The 15,515-nt window shown below is 72.1% G+C and carries 18 protein-coding genes; 4 read left to right on the forward strand and 14 right to left on the reverse strand.

Features of this window, described 5'->3' with window-relative positions:
• Window positions 1-69: 69 nt before the first annotated feature.
• The 10 genes from pheT to ACZYRU_RS26720 all read right to left on the reverse strand — a co-directional run bounded on the left by pheT (window position 70) and on the right by ACZYRU_RS26720 (window position 9,955).
• The gene (pheT, locus tag ACZYRU_RS26675) at window positions 70-2,547 is read right to left on the reverse strand and encodes a phenylalanine--tRNA ligase subunit beta (RefSeq protein ID WP_488960138.1); all 2,478 of its coding nucleotides are present in this window, start codon (window positions 2,545-2,547) and stop codon (window positions 70-72) included.
• Between the two features lies 1 nt (window position 2,548).
• Window positions 2,549-3,646 carry a phenylalanine--tRNA ligase subunit alpha gene (pheS, locus tag ACZYRU_RS26680; RefSeq protein WP_488960139.1) on the reverse strand — a complete coding sequence of 366 codons (1,098 nt, stop codon included), beginning with the start codon at window positions 3,644-3,646 and terminating at the stop codon, window positions 2,549-2,551.
• 224 nt (window positions 3,647-3,870) lie between these two features.
• Window positions 3,871-4,470, reverse strand: a complete 600-nt coding sequence (locus ACZYRU_RS26685; protein ID WP_488960140.1) for a DinB family protein — start codon at window positions 4,468-4,470, stop codon at window positions 3,871-3,873.
• 4 nt (window positions 4,471-4,474) lie between these two features.
• On the reverse strand, window positions 4,475-5,512 hold the full coding sequence (locus ACZYRU_RS26690; RefSeq protein WP_488960141.1) for a sensor histidine kinase: 1,038 nt from the start codon (window positions 5,510-5,512) through the stop codon (window positions 4,475-4,477).
• An 8-nt stretch (window positions 5,513-5,520) separates the two neighbouring features.
• Window positions 5,521-6,960 (reverse strand): MFS transporter, encoded by a 1,440-nt coding sequence (locus ACZYRU_RS26695; RefSeq protein WP_488960142.1) that lies wholly within the window; start codon window positions 6,958-6,960, stop codon window positions 5,521-5,523.
• A gap of 53 nt (window positions 6,961-7,013) precedes the next feature.
• On the reverse strand, window positions 7,014-7,817 hold the full coding sequence (locus ACZYRU_RS26700) for a TrmH family RNA methyltransferase (RefSeq protein ID WP_488960143.1): 804 nt from the start codon (window positions 7,815-7,817) through the stop codon (window positions 7,014-7,016).
• Between the two features lie 2 nt (window positions 7,818-7,819).
• A complete protein-coding gene (rplT, locus tag ACZYRU_RS26705; RefSeq protein ID WP_141798554.1) occupies window positions 7,820-8,206 on the reverse strand; it encodes a 50S ribosomal protein L20 in 387 nt (128 codons plus the stop codon).
• A gap of 42 nt (window positions 8,207-8,248) precedes the next feature.
• Window positions 8,249-8,443 carry a 50S ribosomal protein L35 gene (rpmI, locus tag ACZYRU_RS26710; protein WP_028654205.1) on the reverse strand — a complete coding sequence of 65 codons (195 nt, stop codon included), beginning with the start codon at window positions 8,441-8,443 and terminating at the stop codon, window positions 8,249-8,251.
• 31 nt (window positions 8,444-8,474) lie between these two features.
• The gene (gene infC / locus ACZYRU_RS26715; RefSeq protein ID WP_488960165.1) at window positions 8,475-9,149 is read right to left on the reverse strand and encodes a translation initiation factor IF-3; all 675 of its coding nucleotides are present in this window, start codon (window positions 9,147-9,149) and stop codon (window positions 8,475-8,477) included.
• A gap of 278 nt (window positions 9,150-9,427) precedes the next feature.
• Entirely contained in the window at window positions 9,428-9,955 is a 528-nt protein-coding gene (locus tag ACZYRU_RS26720; protein WP_488960144.1) for an SseB family protein, read from the reverse strand.
• Between the two features lie 34 nt (window positions 9,956-9,989).
• Here ACZYRU_RS26720 and ACZYRU_RS26725 point away from each other — a divergent pair, with 34 nt between their 5' ends.
• Genes ACZYRU_RS26725 through ACZYRU_RS26740 form a run of 4 tightly spaced genes read left to right on the forward strand, consistent with a single transcriptional unit; the run spans window position 9,990 to window position 13,419 of the window.
• Complete coding sequence (locus ACZYRU_RS26725) at window positions 9,990-11,228, forward strand: amino acid deaminase/aldolase (protein WP_488960145.1); 1,239 nt, start codon at window positions 9,990-9,992, stop codon at window positions 11,226-11,228.
• Window positions 11,206-11,748, forward strand: coding sequence for a uridine kinase family protein (locus ACZYRU_RS26730; RefSeq protein WP_488960146.1), 543 nt, complete (start codon window positions 11,206-11,208; stop codon window positions 11,746-11,748). The genes ACZYRU_RS26725 and ACZYRU_RS26730 overlap by 23 nt, the downstream gene beginning before the upstream one ends.
• A gap of 44 nt (window positions 11,749-11,792) precedes the next feature.
• Window positions 11,793-12,521, forward strand: coding sequence for a hypothetical protein (locus ACZYRU_RS26735; RefSeq protein WP_488960147.1), 729 nt, complete (start codon window positions 11,793-11,795; stop codon window positions 12,519-12,521).
• 10 nt (window positions 12,522-12,531) lie between these two features.
• Window positions 12,532-13,419: an aldose 1-epimerase family protein gene (locus ACZYRU_RS26740; RefSeq protein ID WP_488960148.1), complete on the forward strand. Its 888-nt coding sequence runs from the start codon at window positions 12,532-12,534 to the stop codon at window positions 13,417-13,419.
• Here the strand turns inward: ACZYRU_RS26740 and ACZYRU_RS26745 are convergent.
• From ACZYRU_RS26745 to ribH, 4 genes are read right to left on the reverse strand one after another with little or no spacing between them, the layout of a single operon-like run.
• Window positions 13,416-13,850 (reverse strand): PH domain-containing protein, encoded by a 435-nt coding sequence (locus ACZYRU_RS26745; protein WP_488960149.1) that lies wholly within the window; start codon window positions 13,848-13,850, stop codon window positions 13,416-13,418. The genes ACZYRU_RS26740 and ACZYRU_RS26745 overlap by 4 nt on opposite strands.
• Window positions 13,851-13,864: 14 nt before the next feature.
• A complete protein-coding gene (hisG, locus tag ACZYRU_RS26750; protein WP_488960150.1) occupies window positions 13,865-14,707 on the reverse strand; it encodes an ATP phosphoribosyltransferase in 843 nt (280 codons plus the stop codon).
• A 10-nt stretch (window positions 14,708-14,717) separates the two neighbouring features.
• Complete coding sequence (locus ACZYRU_RS26755; RefSeq protein WP_141798548.1) at window positions 14,718-14,981, reverse strand: phosphoribosyl-ATP diphosphatase; 264 nt, start codon at window positions 14,979-14,981, stop codon at window positions 14,718-14,720.
• Window positions 14,982-15,026: 45 nt separating this feature from the next.
• Window positions 15,027-15,515, reverse strand: a complete 489-nt coding sequence (gene ribH / locus ACZYRU_RS26760) for a 6,7-dimethyl-8-ribityllumazine synthase (protein ID WP_488960151.1) — start codon at window positions 15,513-15,515, stop codon at window positions 15,027-15,029.

A 15,515-nucleotide genomic window follows, 5' to 3' on the forward strand; every position in this document is an offset into this window, starting at 1 on the left:
CCGGAACGGCGACGCCGTCCCAGGTGACCTCGTCGGCCAGCCGCAGCCGCGGCCCCGGCCTGCCGCGATTCAGCGTTGCACCGCTCCCGTCAGCTCCGCGGCACGGGCCACCGCGGCATCGCGGGCGGCACCGGTCTCGGCCTCGGTGAGGGTGCGGTCCGGTGCCCGGAAGCGCAGCGCGAACGCGAGCGACTTCTGGCCCTCGTCGATCTGCTCGCCCGTGTAGACGTCGAACAGCCGGATCGACTCCAGCAGCTCGCCCGCGCCCTCGCGCAGTGCGGTCTCGACGGCCGCGACCGTGACGCCGGCGTCGACGACGAGCGCGACGTCCTCCTTGGCCAGCGGCATCGTGGAGAACTCCGGGCCCGGGACGACCTCGGTGGCGGCGGCCATCAGCGCGTCGAGGTCGAGCTCGACGGCGGCGCTGCGGACAGGCAGGCCGTAGGCGCGGCACACGTTGGGGTGGAGCTCGCCCGCGTGGCCGATCTCGACACCGTCGATGCTGATCAGCGCGCAGCGACCGGGGTGCCACGGCATCCGGCCCGCCGAGGCGACCTGGACGGTGACGCCGAGGTCGGCAGCGAGGCGTCGTACGACGGCCAGCGCGTCGGTCCAGCCGGCGTCAGCGCCGGCACCCCACCAGCCCGCACGGCGCCGCTCGCCCGCGAGGACGACGGCGAGGTGCTGGGGCTGGACGGGCAGGGCCTCTACCAGCTTCTCGAGCTCCGCCTCGGACGGCCGGGTGTGCACGCCGTAGATCGGCGCGGGGCCGTTGTCGGCCGGGAACGCGACGGTGCCGGTCTCGAACAGGGCCACGCCCGGAGCGCCGCGGCCGACGTTGCGGGAGGCGGCCTCGAGCAGCCCCGGCAGCAGCGTGGTCGTGTAGGCCGGCTCCTCGCTGGAGAGCGGGTTGGCCAGGCCGACGGTGGCGCGCAGCGGATCGTCGGCGGGCAGGCCGAGCTTGTCGAAGGTCGCCTCGCCGACGAACGGGAAGCTGACCACCTCGACGAGGCCGGCACCCGCGAGGGTGCGGCCGATCTGGCGGCGCAGCCGCTGGGTGCGGGTCAGGCCGCCCCCGGTCGCGCGCCGCGGGAGGACGCTCGGCACCTGGTCGTAGCCGACGATCCGGACGACCTCCTCGACCAGGTCGTAGGGGTCGTTGATGTCGGGGCGCCAGGTCGGCGGGACGACCTCGATGGTGTCGGCGTCCTGCTCGGTGACCGTCGCGCCGACCGCACGGAGGTTCTCGACAGTGGTCATCGCGGTGATGTCGATGCCGCTGAGCCGGGCGGGCAGGTCGGTGGCGATGGTGATCGCGGGCCGCTCAGGAGCGGTGCCGACCAGGGTGTAGCCGGGCTCGGCGATCGCGCCGCCGTGCTCGACGAGCAGCTCGACCACGCGGTCGGCGGCGATGCCGGGCAGCAGCGGGTCCACGCCGCGCTCGTTGCGCTTGCCGGCCTCGGAGGTCAGCTTGTGACGCTTGCCCGTGCGGAACATCGAGACGGCGTCCCAGTGCGCGGCCTCGACGAGGATCCGCGTGGTGGTCCCCGACATCTCGGTGGTCGCGCCACCCATCACGCCAGCGAGGCCGATCGGACCGGAGTCGTCGGTGATGACGAGGTCCTCGGTGGACAGCGCGCGCACGGCGTCGTCGAGCGTGGTGAGCTTCTCGCCCTCCCGGGCCCGGCGGACGCCGAGGGCTCCCGCGACCTTGTCGGCGTCGTACCCGTGGATCGGCTGGCCGAGCTCGAGCATGACGTAGTTGGTCACGTCGACGGCCAGCGAGATGGAGCGCATGCCGGCCTGCTCGACGCGGAGCTTCATGAACTCCGGGGTCGGGGCGGCGGGATCGAAGCCGCTCACCAGGCGCGCGGCGAAGACCGGGCAGCCGGCGGGGTCGTCGACGACGACCTCCCAAGCCTTGCCGTCGACGTCGGGCAGGTCGCGCTCGGCCGGGTCGGTGAAGGGGACCTCGAAACCGAGCGCGGCCTCGCGGGCGACGCCACGCAGGGACAGGGCGTAGGCGCGGTCCGGGTTGATCTCGAACTCGATGACCTCGTCGTCGAGGCCGAGCAGCGCGAACACGTCGTCGCCGGGCTGACCGGCGTCGGCCGGCAGCACGATGATGCCGTCGTGGTCCTCACCGATGCCGAGCTCGCGGGCCGAGCAGATCATGCCGGCCGAGACGTGGCCGTAGGTCTTGCGCGCGGAGATCTCGAAGCCACCGGGCAGCACGGCGCCCGGCAGCACGACGACGACGAGGTCGCCGGGGCCGAAGTTGTGCGCACCGCAGATGATGCCCTGGGGCTCGCCGGTGCCGTTGGCGTCACCGACGTCGACGGTGCACCAGTTGATGACCTTGCCGTTCTTCTGCGGCTCCTTGTCCTGGGTGAGGACACGGCCGATGACGAGCGGGCCGGTGATGTCGGCGGCCTCGATGGCCTCGAGCTTGAGGCCGAGCGCGGTGAGCCGGTCGGTCAGCACCTCGGTGGTGACCGACGCGGGCAGGTCGACGAGCTCCCGGATCCAGGAGACGGGGGCCTTCATGTCAGAGCTCGCTTCCGAATGCAGTGGTGAAGCGCACGTCGCCCTCGAACAGGGTGCGCAGGTCCTCGAGGCCGTGCCGGAACATCAGGGTCCGGTCGATGCCCATGCCGAAGGCGAAGCCCGAGTAGCGCTCGGAGTCGACGCCGCAGGCCTGGAGCACGCGCGGGTTGACGACGCCGCAGCCTCCCCACTCGATCCAGCCCTCGCCGCGACAGGTGCGGCACTGATCGGAGTCGACACCGCGGCACACGAAGCAGACCAGGTCGACCTCGGCGGACGGCTCGGTGAACGGGAAGTACGACGGCCGGAACCGGGTGGTGATCCCCTCGCCGAACATCTGGCTCGCGAAGTGGTCGAGGGTGCCCTTGAGGTGCGCCATCGAGATGCCCTCGTCGATGGCGAGGCCCTCGACCTGGTGGAACATCGGCGAGTGCGTGGCGTCGTACTCGTCGGTGCGGAAGACCCGGCCGGGGCACACGACGTAGATCGGCGGAGTGCGGGTCAGCATGGTGCGCGCCTGGACCGGGCTGGTGTGGGTGCGCAGCACGACGTGGTTGTCGGCCGGCTCGGTCCAGAAGGTGTCCTGCATGGTGCGAGCCGGGTGGTCCGGGCCGAGGTTGAGGGCGTCGAAGTTGAGCCACTCCGCCTCGATGACCGGGCCCTCGGCGACCTCCCAGCCCATCGCGACGAAGATGTCGGCGATCAGCTCGGCGCCGGTGGTCAGCGGGTGACGGCCGCCGAGCGGGAACTCGTCGGTCGGCAGCGTCACGTCGACCGCCTCCTCGACGAGGATCCGCGCCTCGTGCTCCGCCTCCAGCACCTCCTGCCGCGCGGCGAGCGCCTTGCTCACGGCGCCGCGGGCCTGGCCGACCCGCTGGCCGGCCTCCTTGCGGGCCTGGGGAGGCAGCGCGCCGATCTCGCGGTTGGCGAGGGCGAGCGGCGAGCGGTCGCCGGCGTGGTCGGTGCGCACCGCCTTGAGCTGCTCCAGGTCGGTGGCGGCGGCGATCGCGGCCAGGGCGGCGTCGCGCGCCGCTTCGAGCTCGGCAGGGCTCACGGCGGCGACCTCCACGGGGTCGTAGTCACTGTTCGGGCCAGACATATCGGCGCCAGTCTAGGAACCCGGGCCGCTCCCCCGCGAACCGGTATTCGCCCGTGGGCACCCGTGGGCATCCCCGGAGGTTCTGCGAGTGCCCTGCACCCCGGGCACGCACCTCGCGGCGTTGCCGCCGCTTGCTAGACAACACGGTATGGCTGCGCGCCGGCGCCTTGCGATGCACGCACCCGGAGCACAGGCCACCCCCGCACAACCTCCGGGGATGACCACTACTCGGGGAACTGCTCGGCGATCGCGGTCAGCCCCGCGACGTACGACGGCCAGTCGACGCCGTCCGGGACGTTGGTCATCGCGGGGCGCAGCCCGGCGGCTCCGTCGAGCTGCTCACGGAGGATGTCGAGCTGGCCGGCGTGCCGCTGGAGGTCGCACAGCACGTGGACGGCGATGTGGTGCAGCGTGGTCGCCGCGCGTTCCTCGGGCCACCACGGCACTCGGCCGGGGGTGTCGAGCGGGAGCTCGAGCAGGGCGGCGTCGGTGAAGGCGCCGACCCGGCCGTAGAACGCGATCAGCTCGTCGGCCAGGAGGTCGACGGGCACGGTCCAGTCGGCCTGGGGGTCGCTGTCGTAGACGTCCATCGGGATGACCGCGGGGTGGTCGGGCTCGGGCCAGACCCGGCCGAAGGTCGGGCCGAAGTAGCCGATCTCGACGTTGGCGCAGTGCAGCACCGTGCCGAGGAAGGACGTGCCGGTGGGGGTGCGGGGCAGCCGGAGCTGGCGCTCCCCCAGGCCCTCGAGCTTCCACAGCAACGCCTCGCGGACACCGCTCAGGTAGCGACGGAGCACGTCGACGGGCTGGTCGGCGTCGGTCATGGGGTCATGCTGCCACGGTCCGTGCGACCGGCCAGGTCGTGACGATCCGCGCGCCGCCCCCGGGCCGGTCGTCGACGACGATGGTGCCGCCGTGGGCACGGACCAGGCCGCGCACGATGTAGAGGCCGAGGCCCGAGCCGCCTCCGGTGCCCTCGGTCCAGAACTTGGTGAAGATCCGCTGGCGCAGCTCCGGGGCGATGCCGTTGCCCTCGTCGGTGACGGTGACGGCGACGTGGTCGTCGTCCTCGCCCCACCGGCCGACGTGGACACGGACGGTGCCGCTGCCGTGGCGCACGGCGTTCTCGACGACATTGGTGAGCACCTGCATCACCTTGTCGGGGTCGGCGTCGACAGGCGGCAGGTCCGGCTCCACCTCGAGCTCGATCGGGGTCGAGGTGACCACCGTGATCGACTGGTGCACCAGCTCGGTCTTGTGCCCGAGGTCCGTGGGGCGCCGGTGCAGCTGGAGCCGGCCGGTGTCGATCCGCGCGACGTCGAGCAGCTCGGTGATCAGCCTGCTCAGCCGGTCGGCGTCAGCACTCGCCGTGGTGAGCATGAGCCGCTTCTGCTCGTCGCTGAGCTTGTCCCAGCGGTTGAGGAGGGCCTGCACGAAGCCCTTGACGCCGGTGAGCGGCGAGCGCAGCTCGTGCGCCAGGGTGGCGACGAGGTCCGAGCGGTCGCGGTCGAGGCGGGCCCGCCCCCGGCCGGAGCGCAGGTCGACGGCCACGGCGGTGACCGGGCCGTTGCGCACCTCGCGGTGCAGGCGGGCGGTGACCAGCACCTCGGTGCCGTCGGGCAGCAGCCAGGACTGCTCGGGGATGCCGCTGCGCGTCGAGAGCCCGCGGTACGGCGCGTTCGCGTCGGCCCAGGTCTGCGCGTCGTGGTCGGCGAGCGCCAGCACCTCGGCGAACGGGCGGCCGACGGCAGCCGACGGATCGACACCGAGCATCGCGGCCGCGACCGCGTTGACCGCACTCACTGTGCCGTCGGCGCCGGCGAGGACGACGCCGTCCGGCAGGAGGTCGAGGGGGTCGAGGTCCACGGCCGGGCTCAGGCGGGCTCGGGGGTCGCGTCGGCGGGGCCCAGTGCCTCGGCCATCGGGTTGCGGGGCACCGCGTCGACGTGCTCCATCAGCGCCAGCACGAGGAGACCGCCGACCGCGAGCGAGACCGCACCGATCCAGTAGGTGATCTGGGTGCCGCCGGGCAGGTCGCCCTGGTGGTTGGCGGCGTACTTGACCGCGATGCTGGCCAGCGTCGCGAGGCCGAGGGCGCCGCCGATCTGCTGGACGGCCTGCTGGATGCCGGAGGCCAGGGAGGAGTCCTCACCGGTCACGCCGTGCAGGGCGGCGTTGCCGATCGCCGGGAAGCTGAGCCCGGACCCGAACGCGAGCAGCACCATGCCCGGAAGGATATGGGTCGCGTAGCTCGTCCCGGACCCGATCATGGAGGCCAGGGCCATGCCGACCGCGTCGAGGAGGAAGCCGGCCGCGAGCAGCCGCTTCACGCCGAGGCGGGGCATGAGTGCCGTGCCGATCCCGATGCCGGCTCCGATGCACAGGCCGAACGGCAGGTAGGACAGGCCGCTCTTGATCGAGCTCCACCCCAGGATCTGCTGCTCGACGAGGGTGAGCAGGAAGAAGTAGGAGAAGAACGCGGTGGCGAAGAAGAGGGTGACGACGTTGGTCACCACCCGGGTGCGGTTGCTGAAGAAGGACAGCGGGATCAGCGGGTCGCTCGAGCGCGCCTCGATGAGCACCATCAGGCCGACCAGCGCGACGCCTCCGATGATCGGGACCAGGACGCCTGCCGATCCCCACGGGTGGTCGGCCGCACGGAGCAGGCCGTAGACGACCGCGAGCAGGGCGGACGTGCCGGTGATCGCGCCGAGGAAGTCGGGCCGGTGGGCCTGGGCGGACTTGCTCTCGTCGACCAGGCGCGGGACGAGGAGCAGCGCGATGACCGCGACCGGCACGTTGATGAAGAAGATCCAGCGCCAGTCGACGTGGGTGATGAAGCCGGAGATCACGGTGCCCGACGTGCCGCCGAGGCCGGCGAGACCGCCGAACAGGCCGAGGGCCTTGATCCGCTCGGCCGGGTCGGTGAACAGCACGGCGATGATGCCGAGCGAGGCCGGCGCCGCCATCGCCTCGCCCATGCCCTGCACGAACCGGGAGATGTCGATCATCAGGCCGGACTGCGCGAAGCCGCAGGTGATCGACGCCAGGCCGAACAGCGCGACGCCTCCCAGGAACATGGCCCGCCGGCCGACGAGGTCGGCGAGCCGGCCGCCGAGCAGCAGCAGGCCGCCGGCGGCCAGGACGTAGGCCTCGACGACCCAGGCCAGGCTGGCCTCCGACATGTCGAGGTCGACCTTGATGCTCGGGAGCGCGACGTTCACGACGGTGACGTCGAGGATCAGCATGAACTGGATCAGTCCGAGGACGCCCAGTGCCTTCCAGCGACGTGGGTCGCTGTCGAGAGTGCTCATGTCCGAAGCATGGCACCAGCCGCCGACAGTCGGCAGGCCTCGATCGGGGACGTTCAGAGCGAGCGCTGTGCGCGCGCCGACGCGTAGAGGCAGACCGCCGCGGCCGTGGCGAGATTGAGGGACTCGGCGCCGCCGAGGATCGGGATGCTGACGCGGTGGTCGGCCAGCGAAGCGAGCTCCTCGGGCAGGCCCCAGGCCTCGTTGCCGAACAGCCACGCCGTCGGCCGCGCGAGCAGCTCGTCGGCGGCGAACAGGTCGACCTCTCCCCCGCCGTCGGCGGCGAGCACGGTGAGCCCGGCCGCCTGTGCCCGTCGTACGGCGGCCGCGGGGTCGCGCTCGACGACGACCGGGAGGTGGAACAGGCTGCCCACGGTGGCCCGGACCGTCTTCGGGTTGTAGGGGTCGACCGAGTCGCCGGCGAGGACGACCGCGTCGGCACCCGCGGCGTCGCTGGTGCGGATGACCGTGCCGGCGTTGCCCGGGTCGCGCACGTCGGCGCAGATCGACAGCAGCCGCGGGGTTTCGAGGCTCGCTGGCGCTCGCACCTCAACCACCGAGTCCCAGTCGACGTCGAGGAACCGGCACACGGCGACGAGGCCGGCCGGGTTGACGCTGTCGCTGAGGCCGCCCATGGCGCGGTCGTCGACCAGGGTGACGGGGGCGTCGGCGAGCAGGCCGGCGTACTGGTGGGCGGCGTCGGCGGTGGCGAAGACCTCGACGACCACCCCGGCGCCGAGAGCGCCCTCGACGGCCTTCGGGCCGTCAGCAAGGAAACACCGCCGCCCGGATCGCTCCGGACGGCGGTGCAGCTTGCGTGCTTCCTTGACGCGAGTGTTGCCCGCGGTCAGAGGAGTCATGCTCAGGCGGAGACCTTGGGCGCGTTGACGTCCTCGGGCAGCGCGGCCTTGGCCTGCGCGACGAGCGCCGCGAAGGCGGGGGCGTCGTTGACGGCGAGGTCGGCGAGGATCTTGCGGTCGACCTCGATGCCGGCCAGGTTGAGGCCCTGGATGAAGCGGTTGTAGGTCAGACCCTCGGCGCGGGCAGCGGCGTTGATGCGCTGGATCCACAGGCGACGGAAGTTGCCCTTGTTCTTCTTGCGGTCGTTGTAGCTGTAGACCAGCGAGTGGGTGACCTGCTCCTTGGCCTTGCGGTACAGCCGCGAGCGCTGGCCGCGGTAGCCGCTGGCCCGGTCGAGGGTGGTACGACGCTTCTTCGCCGCGTTCACTGCGCGCTTGACGCGTGCCATCTTGTTACTCCTTGTTGCTCAGGTTCAGGGGCGGACGGCCGGTCAGAGACCGAGCATCTTCTTCGCGCGCGGGACGTCGTTCTTGGCGACCTCGACCGTGCCGGTGAGGCGACGGGTGACCTTGGAGGCCTTCTTCTCGAGGTTGTGTCGCTTGCCGGCCTTCTCGCGAAGGATCTTGCCGCTGCCGGTCACCTTGAACCGCTTGCTGGCGCCGGAGTGCGTCTTGTTCTTGGGCATCTGCTGTGTCCGCTCTGTCTCTTCGTTCGTCTTACAGGTCGATGTCGGGGTCGAGGGCCTCGTTGGCGCGCTTGGCCTTCTTGATGGTCGAGGGCTGCACCGCGGTCCGCTCGGCGTGCTCGGCGGCCTGCTCGGCGGCGCGCTCGGCAGCAGCTTCCTGCTTCGCGGCCTTCACCTCGAGCTTGGCCTCGGCCTTCTTCTTGTGCGGGCCCAGCACCATGACCATGTTGCGGCCGTCCTGCTTGGGGTTGGACTCGACGAAGCCCAGCTCCTGGACGTCCTCGGCCAGCTTCTGCAGCAGCCGGTAGCCCAGCTCGGGGCGGTGCTGCTCGCGGCCGCGGAACATGATCGTGATCTTGACCTTGTCGCCGGCCTTGAGGAAGCGAACGACGTGACCCTTCTTGGTCTCGTAGTCGTGCGCGTCGATCTTCGGCCGGAGCTTCATCTCCTTGATGATGACGTTGGTCTGGTTCCGTCGCGCCTCACGGGCCTTCTGGGCGTTCTCGTACTTGAACTTCCCGTAGTCCATGAGCTTGCAGACGGGGGGCTTGCCCATCGGGGCGATCTCCACCAGGTCCAGGTCGGCCTCCTGCGCGAGCTTGAGGGCCTGGTCGGTGGGGACGATGCCGACGGTCTCGCCGTTGGGTCCCACGAGACGGACCTCGGGAACCCGGATCCGCTCGTTGATGCGCAGCTCGGTGCTGATGTGTCCTCCAAACTAGGTGTGTCGGGAGGTCTTCAGCCCTGCAAATGAGAAGAGGCTCCCGCTGGTACAAGCGGAAGCCAGTCATGGGCCCCGTGACCCCGGTGTCGTCGTACGACGGCCCCGGCAGGGCTTTCCACGGACCGGACCCGACGACCTGGCGGCCGTTGCGGGTGGGAGACGATGATGCTGGTCCCCGCTTGTGGATCTGCCACCACCTGCGTGCGCAGGCATGACGGATAGGTCAACGCCCGATGCTATCCCGTTTGTTCCGCGCGGTGCTAATCCGCGGAGCCCAGCCAGGCCCAGTCGCCGTCCTCGAGCCGGACGGGGGTCCAGCCGGAGGCGATCCGGTGCAGGTCGTCGTCGGCGAGGACGAAGGTGTGCGGGCCGGCGACGTCGACCACGAGCGCGTGCGCGCCCTCCTGGACGGCGGTCGCGGCAGCGAGGTTCGCGGCGACCGGGACCGGCCGGGCCTGCGGGTCCCAGGCGGCCAGGGCAGCGAGGTCGGTGAACGCGAGTAGCGCGAGCCGGCCGTCGGCGCCGGTGAGCAGCACGGCGGCCATGTCGCTCGACTTGTCGCGGGCCAGGCCGTCCTCGCCGACCTCGGCCTCACCGAGGATCGCGACGACCGGGACGACCAGGCGGGACGGGGCGAGGGCCGCGAGCACCTCGGGGTACGACGCCGTGCCGGCCTCGTGCGCCTCCAGCGCCCCGGCCAGGGCGGCATCGGCGCTGCCGTCGTCGTCGACGTACTCCGAGCCCTGCAGGCGGCGGGCGTCGGGGCGCTCGTTCGGCGATGCGGTCACCAGCGAATCATCCCACCCGTGGAACGATGACGAGATGCAGCACCAGTCGTCGATCGCGCGCAACAAGCTCGCTGCGCGCCTGCGCGAGGCAGTCGCTGCCTGGCGCGAGCCCCTGTCCACCCCGGTGTTCGTCGTCGACCTCGACGCGTTCGACGCGAACGCGGCCGACCTGGCCCGCCGGGCCGGTGGTACGCCGATCCGGGTTGCGTCGAAGTCGATCCGGGTGCCGGCGCTGGTGGGCCGGGCGCTGGCGGCCGACGGCTTCGCCGGGGTGCTCGCCTACACGCTCGCCGAGGCGCTGTGGCTGGCTGACGAGGACGTCTGCGACGACATCGTGGTCGCCTACCCGAGCGTCGACCGGGCTGCCCTGTCTGCGCTCGTCGCCTCGCCACGGGCGGCCGCGCGGATCACGATCATGGTCGATGACCCCGCCCAGCTCGACCTCGTCGACAGTCTGCGGGCCTCGACCGCGGTGCCGGTGCGGGTGGCGCTCGACATCGACGCCGGGCTGCGCTGGGGCGGACAGGCGGTGGGCCCGAAGCGCTCCCCCCTGTACGACGTCGGCGCGGTCGCCTCGCTCGCCCGGGCCGTGATCGACCGGCCCGGCTTCCAGCTGGTCGGGGTGATGACCTACGAGGGCCAGGTGGCCGGCGTACCGGACGCGGTGCCGCACCAGCGGGCGAGGTCGGCGATCGTGCGCAAGCTCAAGCAGCTCTCCATCGCGCAGCTGAACGTGCGTCGTACGGCGATGATCGAGGCGCTCGACGCGCTCAAGGGGTACGGCGAGTTCGCCGGTCTCGAGTTCTGGAACGCCGGTGGCTCGGGGTCGATCGAGTCGTCGGCCGCCGACCCGGTCGTCACCGAGGTGACCGCCGGCTCGGGCCTGTTGGCGCCCACGCTGTTCGACCACTACGAGTCCTTCTCCCCCACCCCGGCCGCCTTCTTCGGCCTGCCCGTCACCCGTCGGCCCTCGGCGGACGTGGCGACGGTGCACGGCGGCGGCCTGATCGCCTCGGGCCCGACCGGCGCCGACCGGGCACCGACGCCGTGGGCACCGGCCGGGTTGAGCCTGACCGGACTCGAGGGCGCCGGCGAGGTGCAGACCCCGCTGGTCGGCACCAACGCAGGGCGGCTCGCGATCGGCGACCTGGTCTGGTTCCGGCACGCGAAGTCCGGCGAGCCGTTCGAGCACGGCCGCACCGCACTGCTCCTGCAGGGCGAGCGGTTCGTCGAGGAGGTCCCGACCTACCGTGGCCACGGCCTCGCCTTCTGACGTCCTCGCCGCCGCCCTGTCGCGGCCGCCGACGCTCGGCGCGGGGCGGCTGATCTGCATCGACGGGCTCGCGGGCTCGGGCAAGACGACCCTGGCCCGCGGGCTTGCGTCGCTGGCACCGGAGGCGGTCGTGCTCGGCACGGACGAGATGCTCGAGGGCTGGCGCGGGCTGCCGGGCCTCGGCGCTTCCGTGGAGGGACTGCTGCTTCCTCTCGCCGCCGGTCAGCCCGGGCGCTGGCGACGGTGGGACTGGTACGACGACGCGTGGGACGGGACCTTCGTCGTTGCGCCCGGCCCGCTGCTCGTCCTCGAGGGGGTGGGGAGCGCCGCTGCGTCGTACGCGTCCCTGGTGACGCTGACCGTGTGGGTCGAGGCGGACCTCGACCTACGGCTGACGCGGTGGCTGGAGCGCGACGGCGAGGAGATGCGGCCGCACTGGGACGCGTGGCTGGCCGACGAGGAGGCGCTGCACGCACGGGAGGGAACGCGGGAGCGGGCGGACCTGGTCGTGCGGACCTGAGCGAGTGCCCGACGGACCGGCCGCGGGCGTGGCAGGGTGCCGGGATGCTCCCCGTGCTGCGCGCTGCGACCGCCCTGCTCGCCCTCCTCCTGGTGTCCGGGTGCGCCGGCGGGCCGGCCGAGCGCGACGCGGGTCCCCCAGCCGGCGTGGACGTCCTGAACCGGCCGATCACCTTCACCTACGAGCGCATCGGCGGGTCCGGCCTCATCGACCAGTCGTTGACCATCGACAACTCGCGGGACAGCGCGGTCGTGCTGACCGGTCGGATCGTCCCCCTCGACGCGACCGGCAGCCGGATCCCGGGTGTCGAGGCGACGAGCGTCTACGGCACCGAACGAGGCGGCCTGGTGGTCCTCCCGGGCGCCAACATCGACTTCCTCATGTTCACGGGGCCGCGTCGCGCCGAGGTCCGTGACGTCCGCCTGTCCGGCCTCCACGTCAAGGAGGTCGACTTCGCGGCCGTCGTGGGCGACGTCGAGGCCGTCCCCCTCGACGAGAACGGGGACGAGCTCGACTACCCCGCCGGGTTCAGCCAGGTCGCGCTGCGCAATCCCGAGGCCGTGCCCCTGAGTGTCCGCGTCGTGAGCATCGCCTGGAACGACCCGCGGGAGGGCGAGTCCCAGCAGGCGACGGAGGTGCTGCCGGTGGCTGGGCCGGTCGTCGTACCGGCGTCCGGGGAGCTGGTCGTCGACGTCAGCCCCGAGCTCGCTCGCCGCATCGCGGGGCTGGGCGTGGAGCACGCCCTGAGCCTGAAGGCGTACTACTCCCTCTAGGCTCGGCCGCGTGACCGCACCCACCGGCGAGCAGCACGTCCTCTCCTCCCACGGCTACCGCGCCGTGGTCACGCAGGGCAGCGGTGCGCTGCGGTCGCTGACGTACGACGGCCGCGAGCTCGTCGACGGCTTCGCGCAGGACGCGATGCCGTCGGGTGGGCGGGGGCAGCTGCTGGTGCCGTGGCCGAACCGGATCCGGGACGGGCGCTACACGTTCGACGGGTCGACGCAGCAGCTCGCGCTGACCGAGCCGAAGCGGGGCATTGCCTCGCACGGGCTGGTGCGGTGGGTGTCGTGGACGCCCGTGTCCGCGGCCGAGGACCGGGTCGAGCTGTCGTACTTCCTGCCCGCGCAGACGGGCTACCCGTGGGCGCTGGCGCTGACGACGACCTATGCGCTGGGCCCGGACGGGCTGACCGTGACGCAGGCGGCGACGAACCTGGCGACGACGGCGGCGCCGTACGCGTCGGGAGCCCACCCGTACCTGCTGGCTGGGCCGGGGCCGTGCGACGGGTGGACGATCGAGCTCGACGCGGCGACGGTGCTGGAGGTGGATCCGGAGCGGCTGCTGCCCACCGGCCGGGCCTCGGCCGACGGACTGGTCACCTCACCGCTGGGCGGCACCGTGCTCAACCACGCGGTCACCGACCTGGCCCGCGGCGCCGACGGCCGGGCGACGGTGACGCTGCTGTCCGGCGACACCGGCGTGGCGCTGTGGGTCGACGAGAACCACCGGTGGCTGCAGGTCTACACCGGCGACGACACCCCGACCCCACGGGTGAGCGTCGCGGTCGAGCCGATGACCGCTCCCCCGGACGCGTTCAACTCCGGTGACGACCTGGTGGTGCTGGCGCCCGGGGCGTCGTACGCCGCCTCGTGGGGGATCCGGGCCCTCTAGCCCTGGTGGGCCGCCACGACCGCACGCAGCTCGCGGATCGCCGTGGCAGCACGCGTGCCGTCGGAGGCGTGGATGCCGAGCAGGGAGACCCGCTCGTCGTCACCGAGGTCGAGGTGCGGCCACGGTGCGCCCTGCGGGAACCGGACGGTGCCGACCTCGCCCCACGCGAAGCGCCGGGTGCGGTAGCCGTTGACGACGGTGAGCCCGTCCTCGCGGGCGACGACCCGGGACCGGGCCAGCGCGTTGAGCAGCGCCAGGCCGAGCAGGATGAAGAAGATGACGGTCGCCTTCTCCAGGTTGTTGACGGCGGCCTTCGTCTGGTCGTCGAAGTTCACCCAGAGCCAGGCGAAGGCACCCACGAGGACCACCGCGAAGACCGCGGCGGCCATCCGGGGACCGAACGGCCGCCAGGTCCGCGGCAACGTGGGCACGTCGGACGACATCGTCAGAGCCGGCAGGCGTGGATGTCGGTGGTGAGGATCGCGCGGGCGCCGAGGGCGAACAGCTCGTCCATCACCCGCTGGGCGCTGGCCCGCTGCACCATCGAGCGGACCGCGACCCAGCCCTCGCGATGAAGCGGGCTGACCGTGGGGCTCTCGATGCCGGGGGTCAGGGCGATCGCCTGCTCGACCTTCTCGGCGCGGATGTCGTAGTCCATCATCACGTAGGCGCGGGCGACCAGGACGCCCTGCAGGCGCCGGGTGAAGACCTCGAGCGCGCTCGCGTCGGCGCCCTCGCGGGTGATCATCACGCCCTCGGACTCGAGGATGACGTCGCCGAAGACCTCCAGGCCCGCTGCGCGCAGGGTGGAGCCGGTCTCCACGACGTCGGCGATCACGTCGGCCACACCGAGCTGGATGCTGGTCTCGACCGCGCCGTCGAGGCGGACGACCGATGCCTCGATGCCGCGCTCGGCGAGGTAGCGCTTGACCACGCCGTCGTACGACGTCGCGATCCGCATGCCCGCCAGGTCCTCGACCTTCTCGGCAGTGCCGGGACGCGCCGCGAAGCGGAACTTCGAGCGGCCGAAGCCGAGCTGGAGCGACTCGGCGGCCGTCGAGTGCGAGTCGAGGAGCAGGTCGCGGCCGGTGATGCCGGCGTCGAGGGTGCCCTCGCCGACGTACAGCGCAATGTCCCGCGGGCGCAGGTAGAAGAACTCGACCTCGTTGTCGGGGTCGATCTTGGTGAGCTGCTTGGAGTCCGAGCGCTGGGCGTAGCCGGCCTCGCGGAGCATGCCGGAGGCAGCCTCGGACAGGGCCCCCTTGTTGGGGACGGCGATCTTGAGCATGTGTGTTACCTCAGAGGTGTGCGTAGACGTCGTCGAGCGAGAGACCGCTCGCGATCATGAGGACCTGGGCGTGGTAGAGCAGCTGGCTGATCTCCAGCGCCGTGGCGTCCTTGCCCTCGTGCTCGGCGGCCATCCAGGACTCAGCGGCCTCCTCGATCAGCTTCTTGCCGATCGCATGGACGCCGGCGTCGAGCTGCCGGACCGTGCCGGATCCCTCGGGCCGCGTCTGTGCCTTCTCGCTGAGCTCTGCGAACAGCTCGTCGAACGTCTTCACGGGAGGTCAGCCTACGGCGTGGCCGCAGGCCGACCGTGGCCGGTCTCAGCCCGTGTAACCGCGCGAGCGGATCTTCTTCAGCGTGGCCGCGGTCTGCAGCGCGGCCGAGGCGGCCTCGTAGCCCTTGTCCTCGCGGGATCCCTCGAGCCCGGCGCGGTCCAGCGCCTGGGCCTCGTCGTCGCAGGTGAGCACGCCGAAGCCGATCGGGGTGTGGTGGTCGAGCGAGACCCGGGTGAGGCCGTCGGTGGCGGCGCTGCAGACGTACTCGAAGTGCGGCGTGCCACCGCGGATGACCACGCCGAGCGCGATCACGGCGTCGTACGACGGCGCGAGGGCCGCCGCGGTGACCGGCAGCTCGAAGGTGCCGGGGACCCGGACGACGACGGGCGCCTCGATCCTGTGGTCGGCGAACGCCCGCTGGGCACCGGCGATCAGGCCGTCCATGACCTCGGTGTGCCAGCTCGCCGCGACGACCGCGACCCGCAGGTCGTGGCAGTCGGTGGGGGCGATGTCGGGGGCGCCGTGTCCGGCCAT

This window comes from Nocardioides sp. F233, from assembly GCF_057813895.1.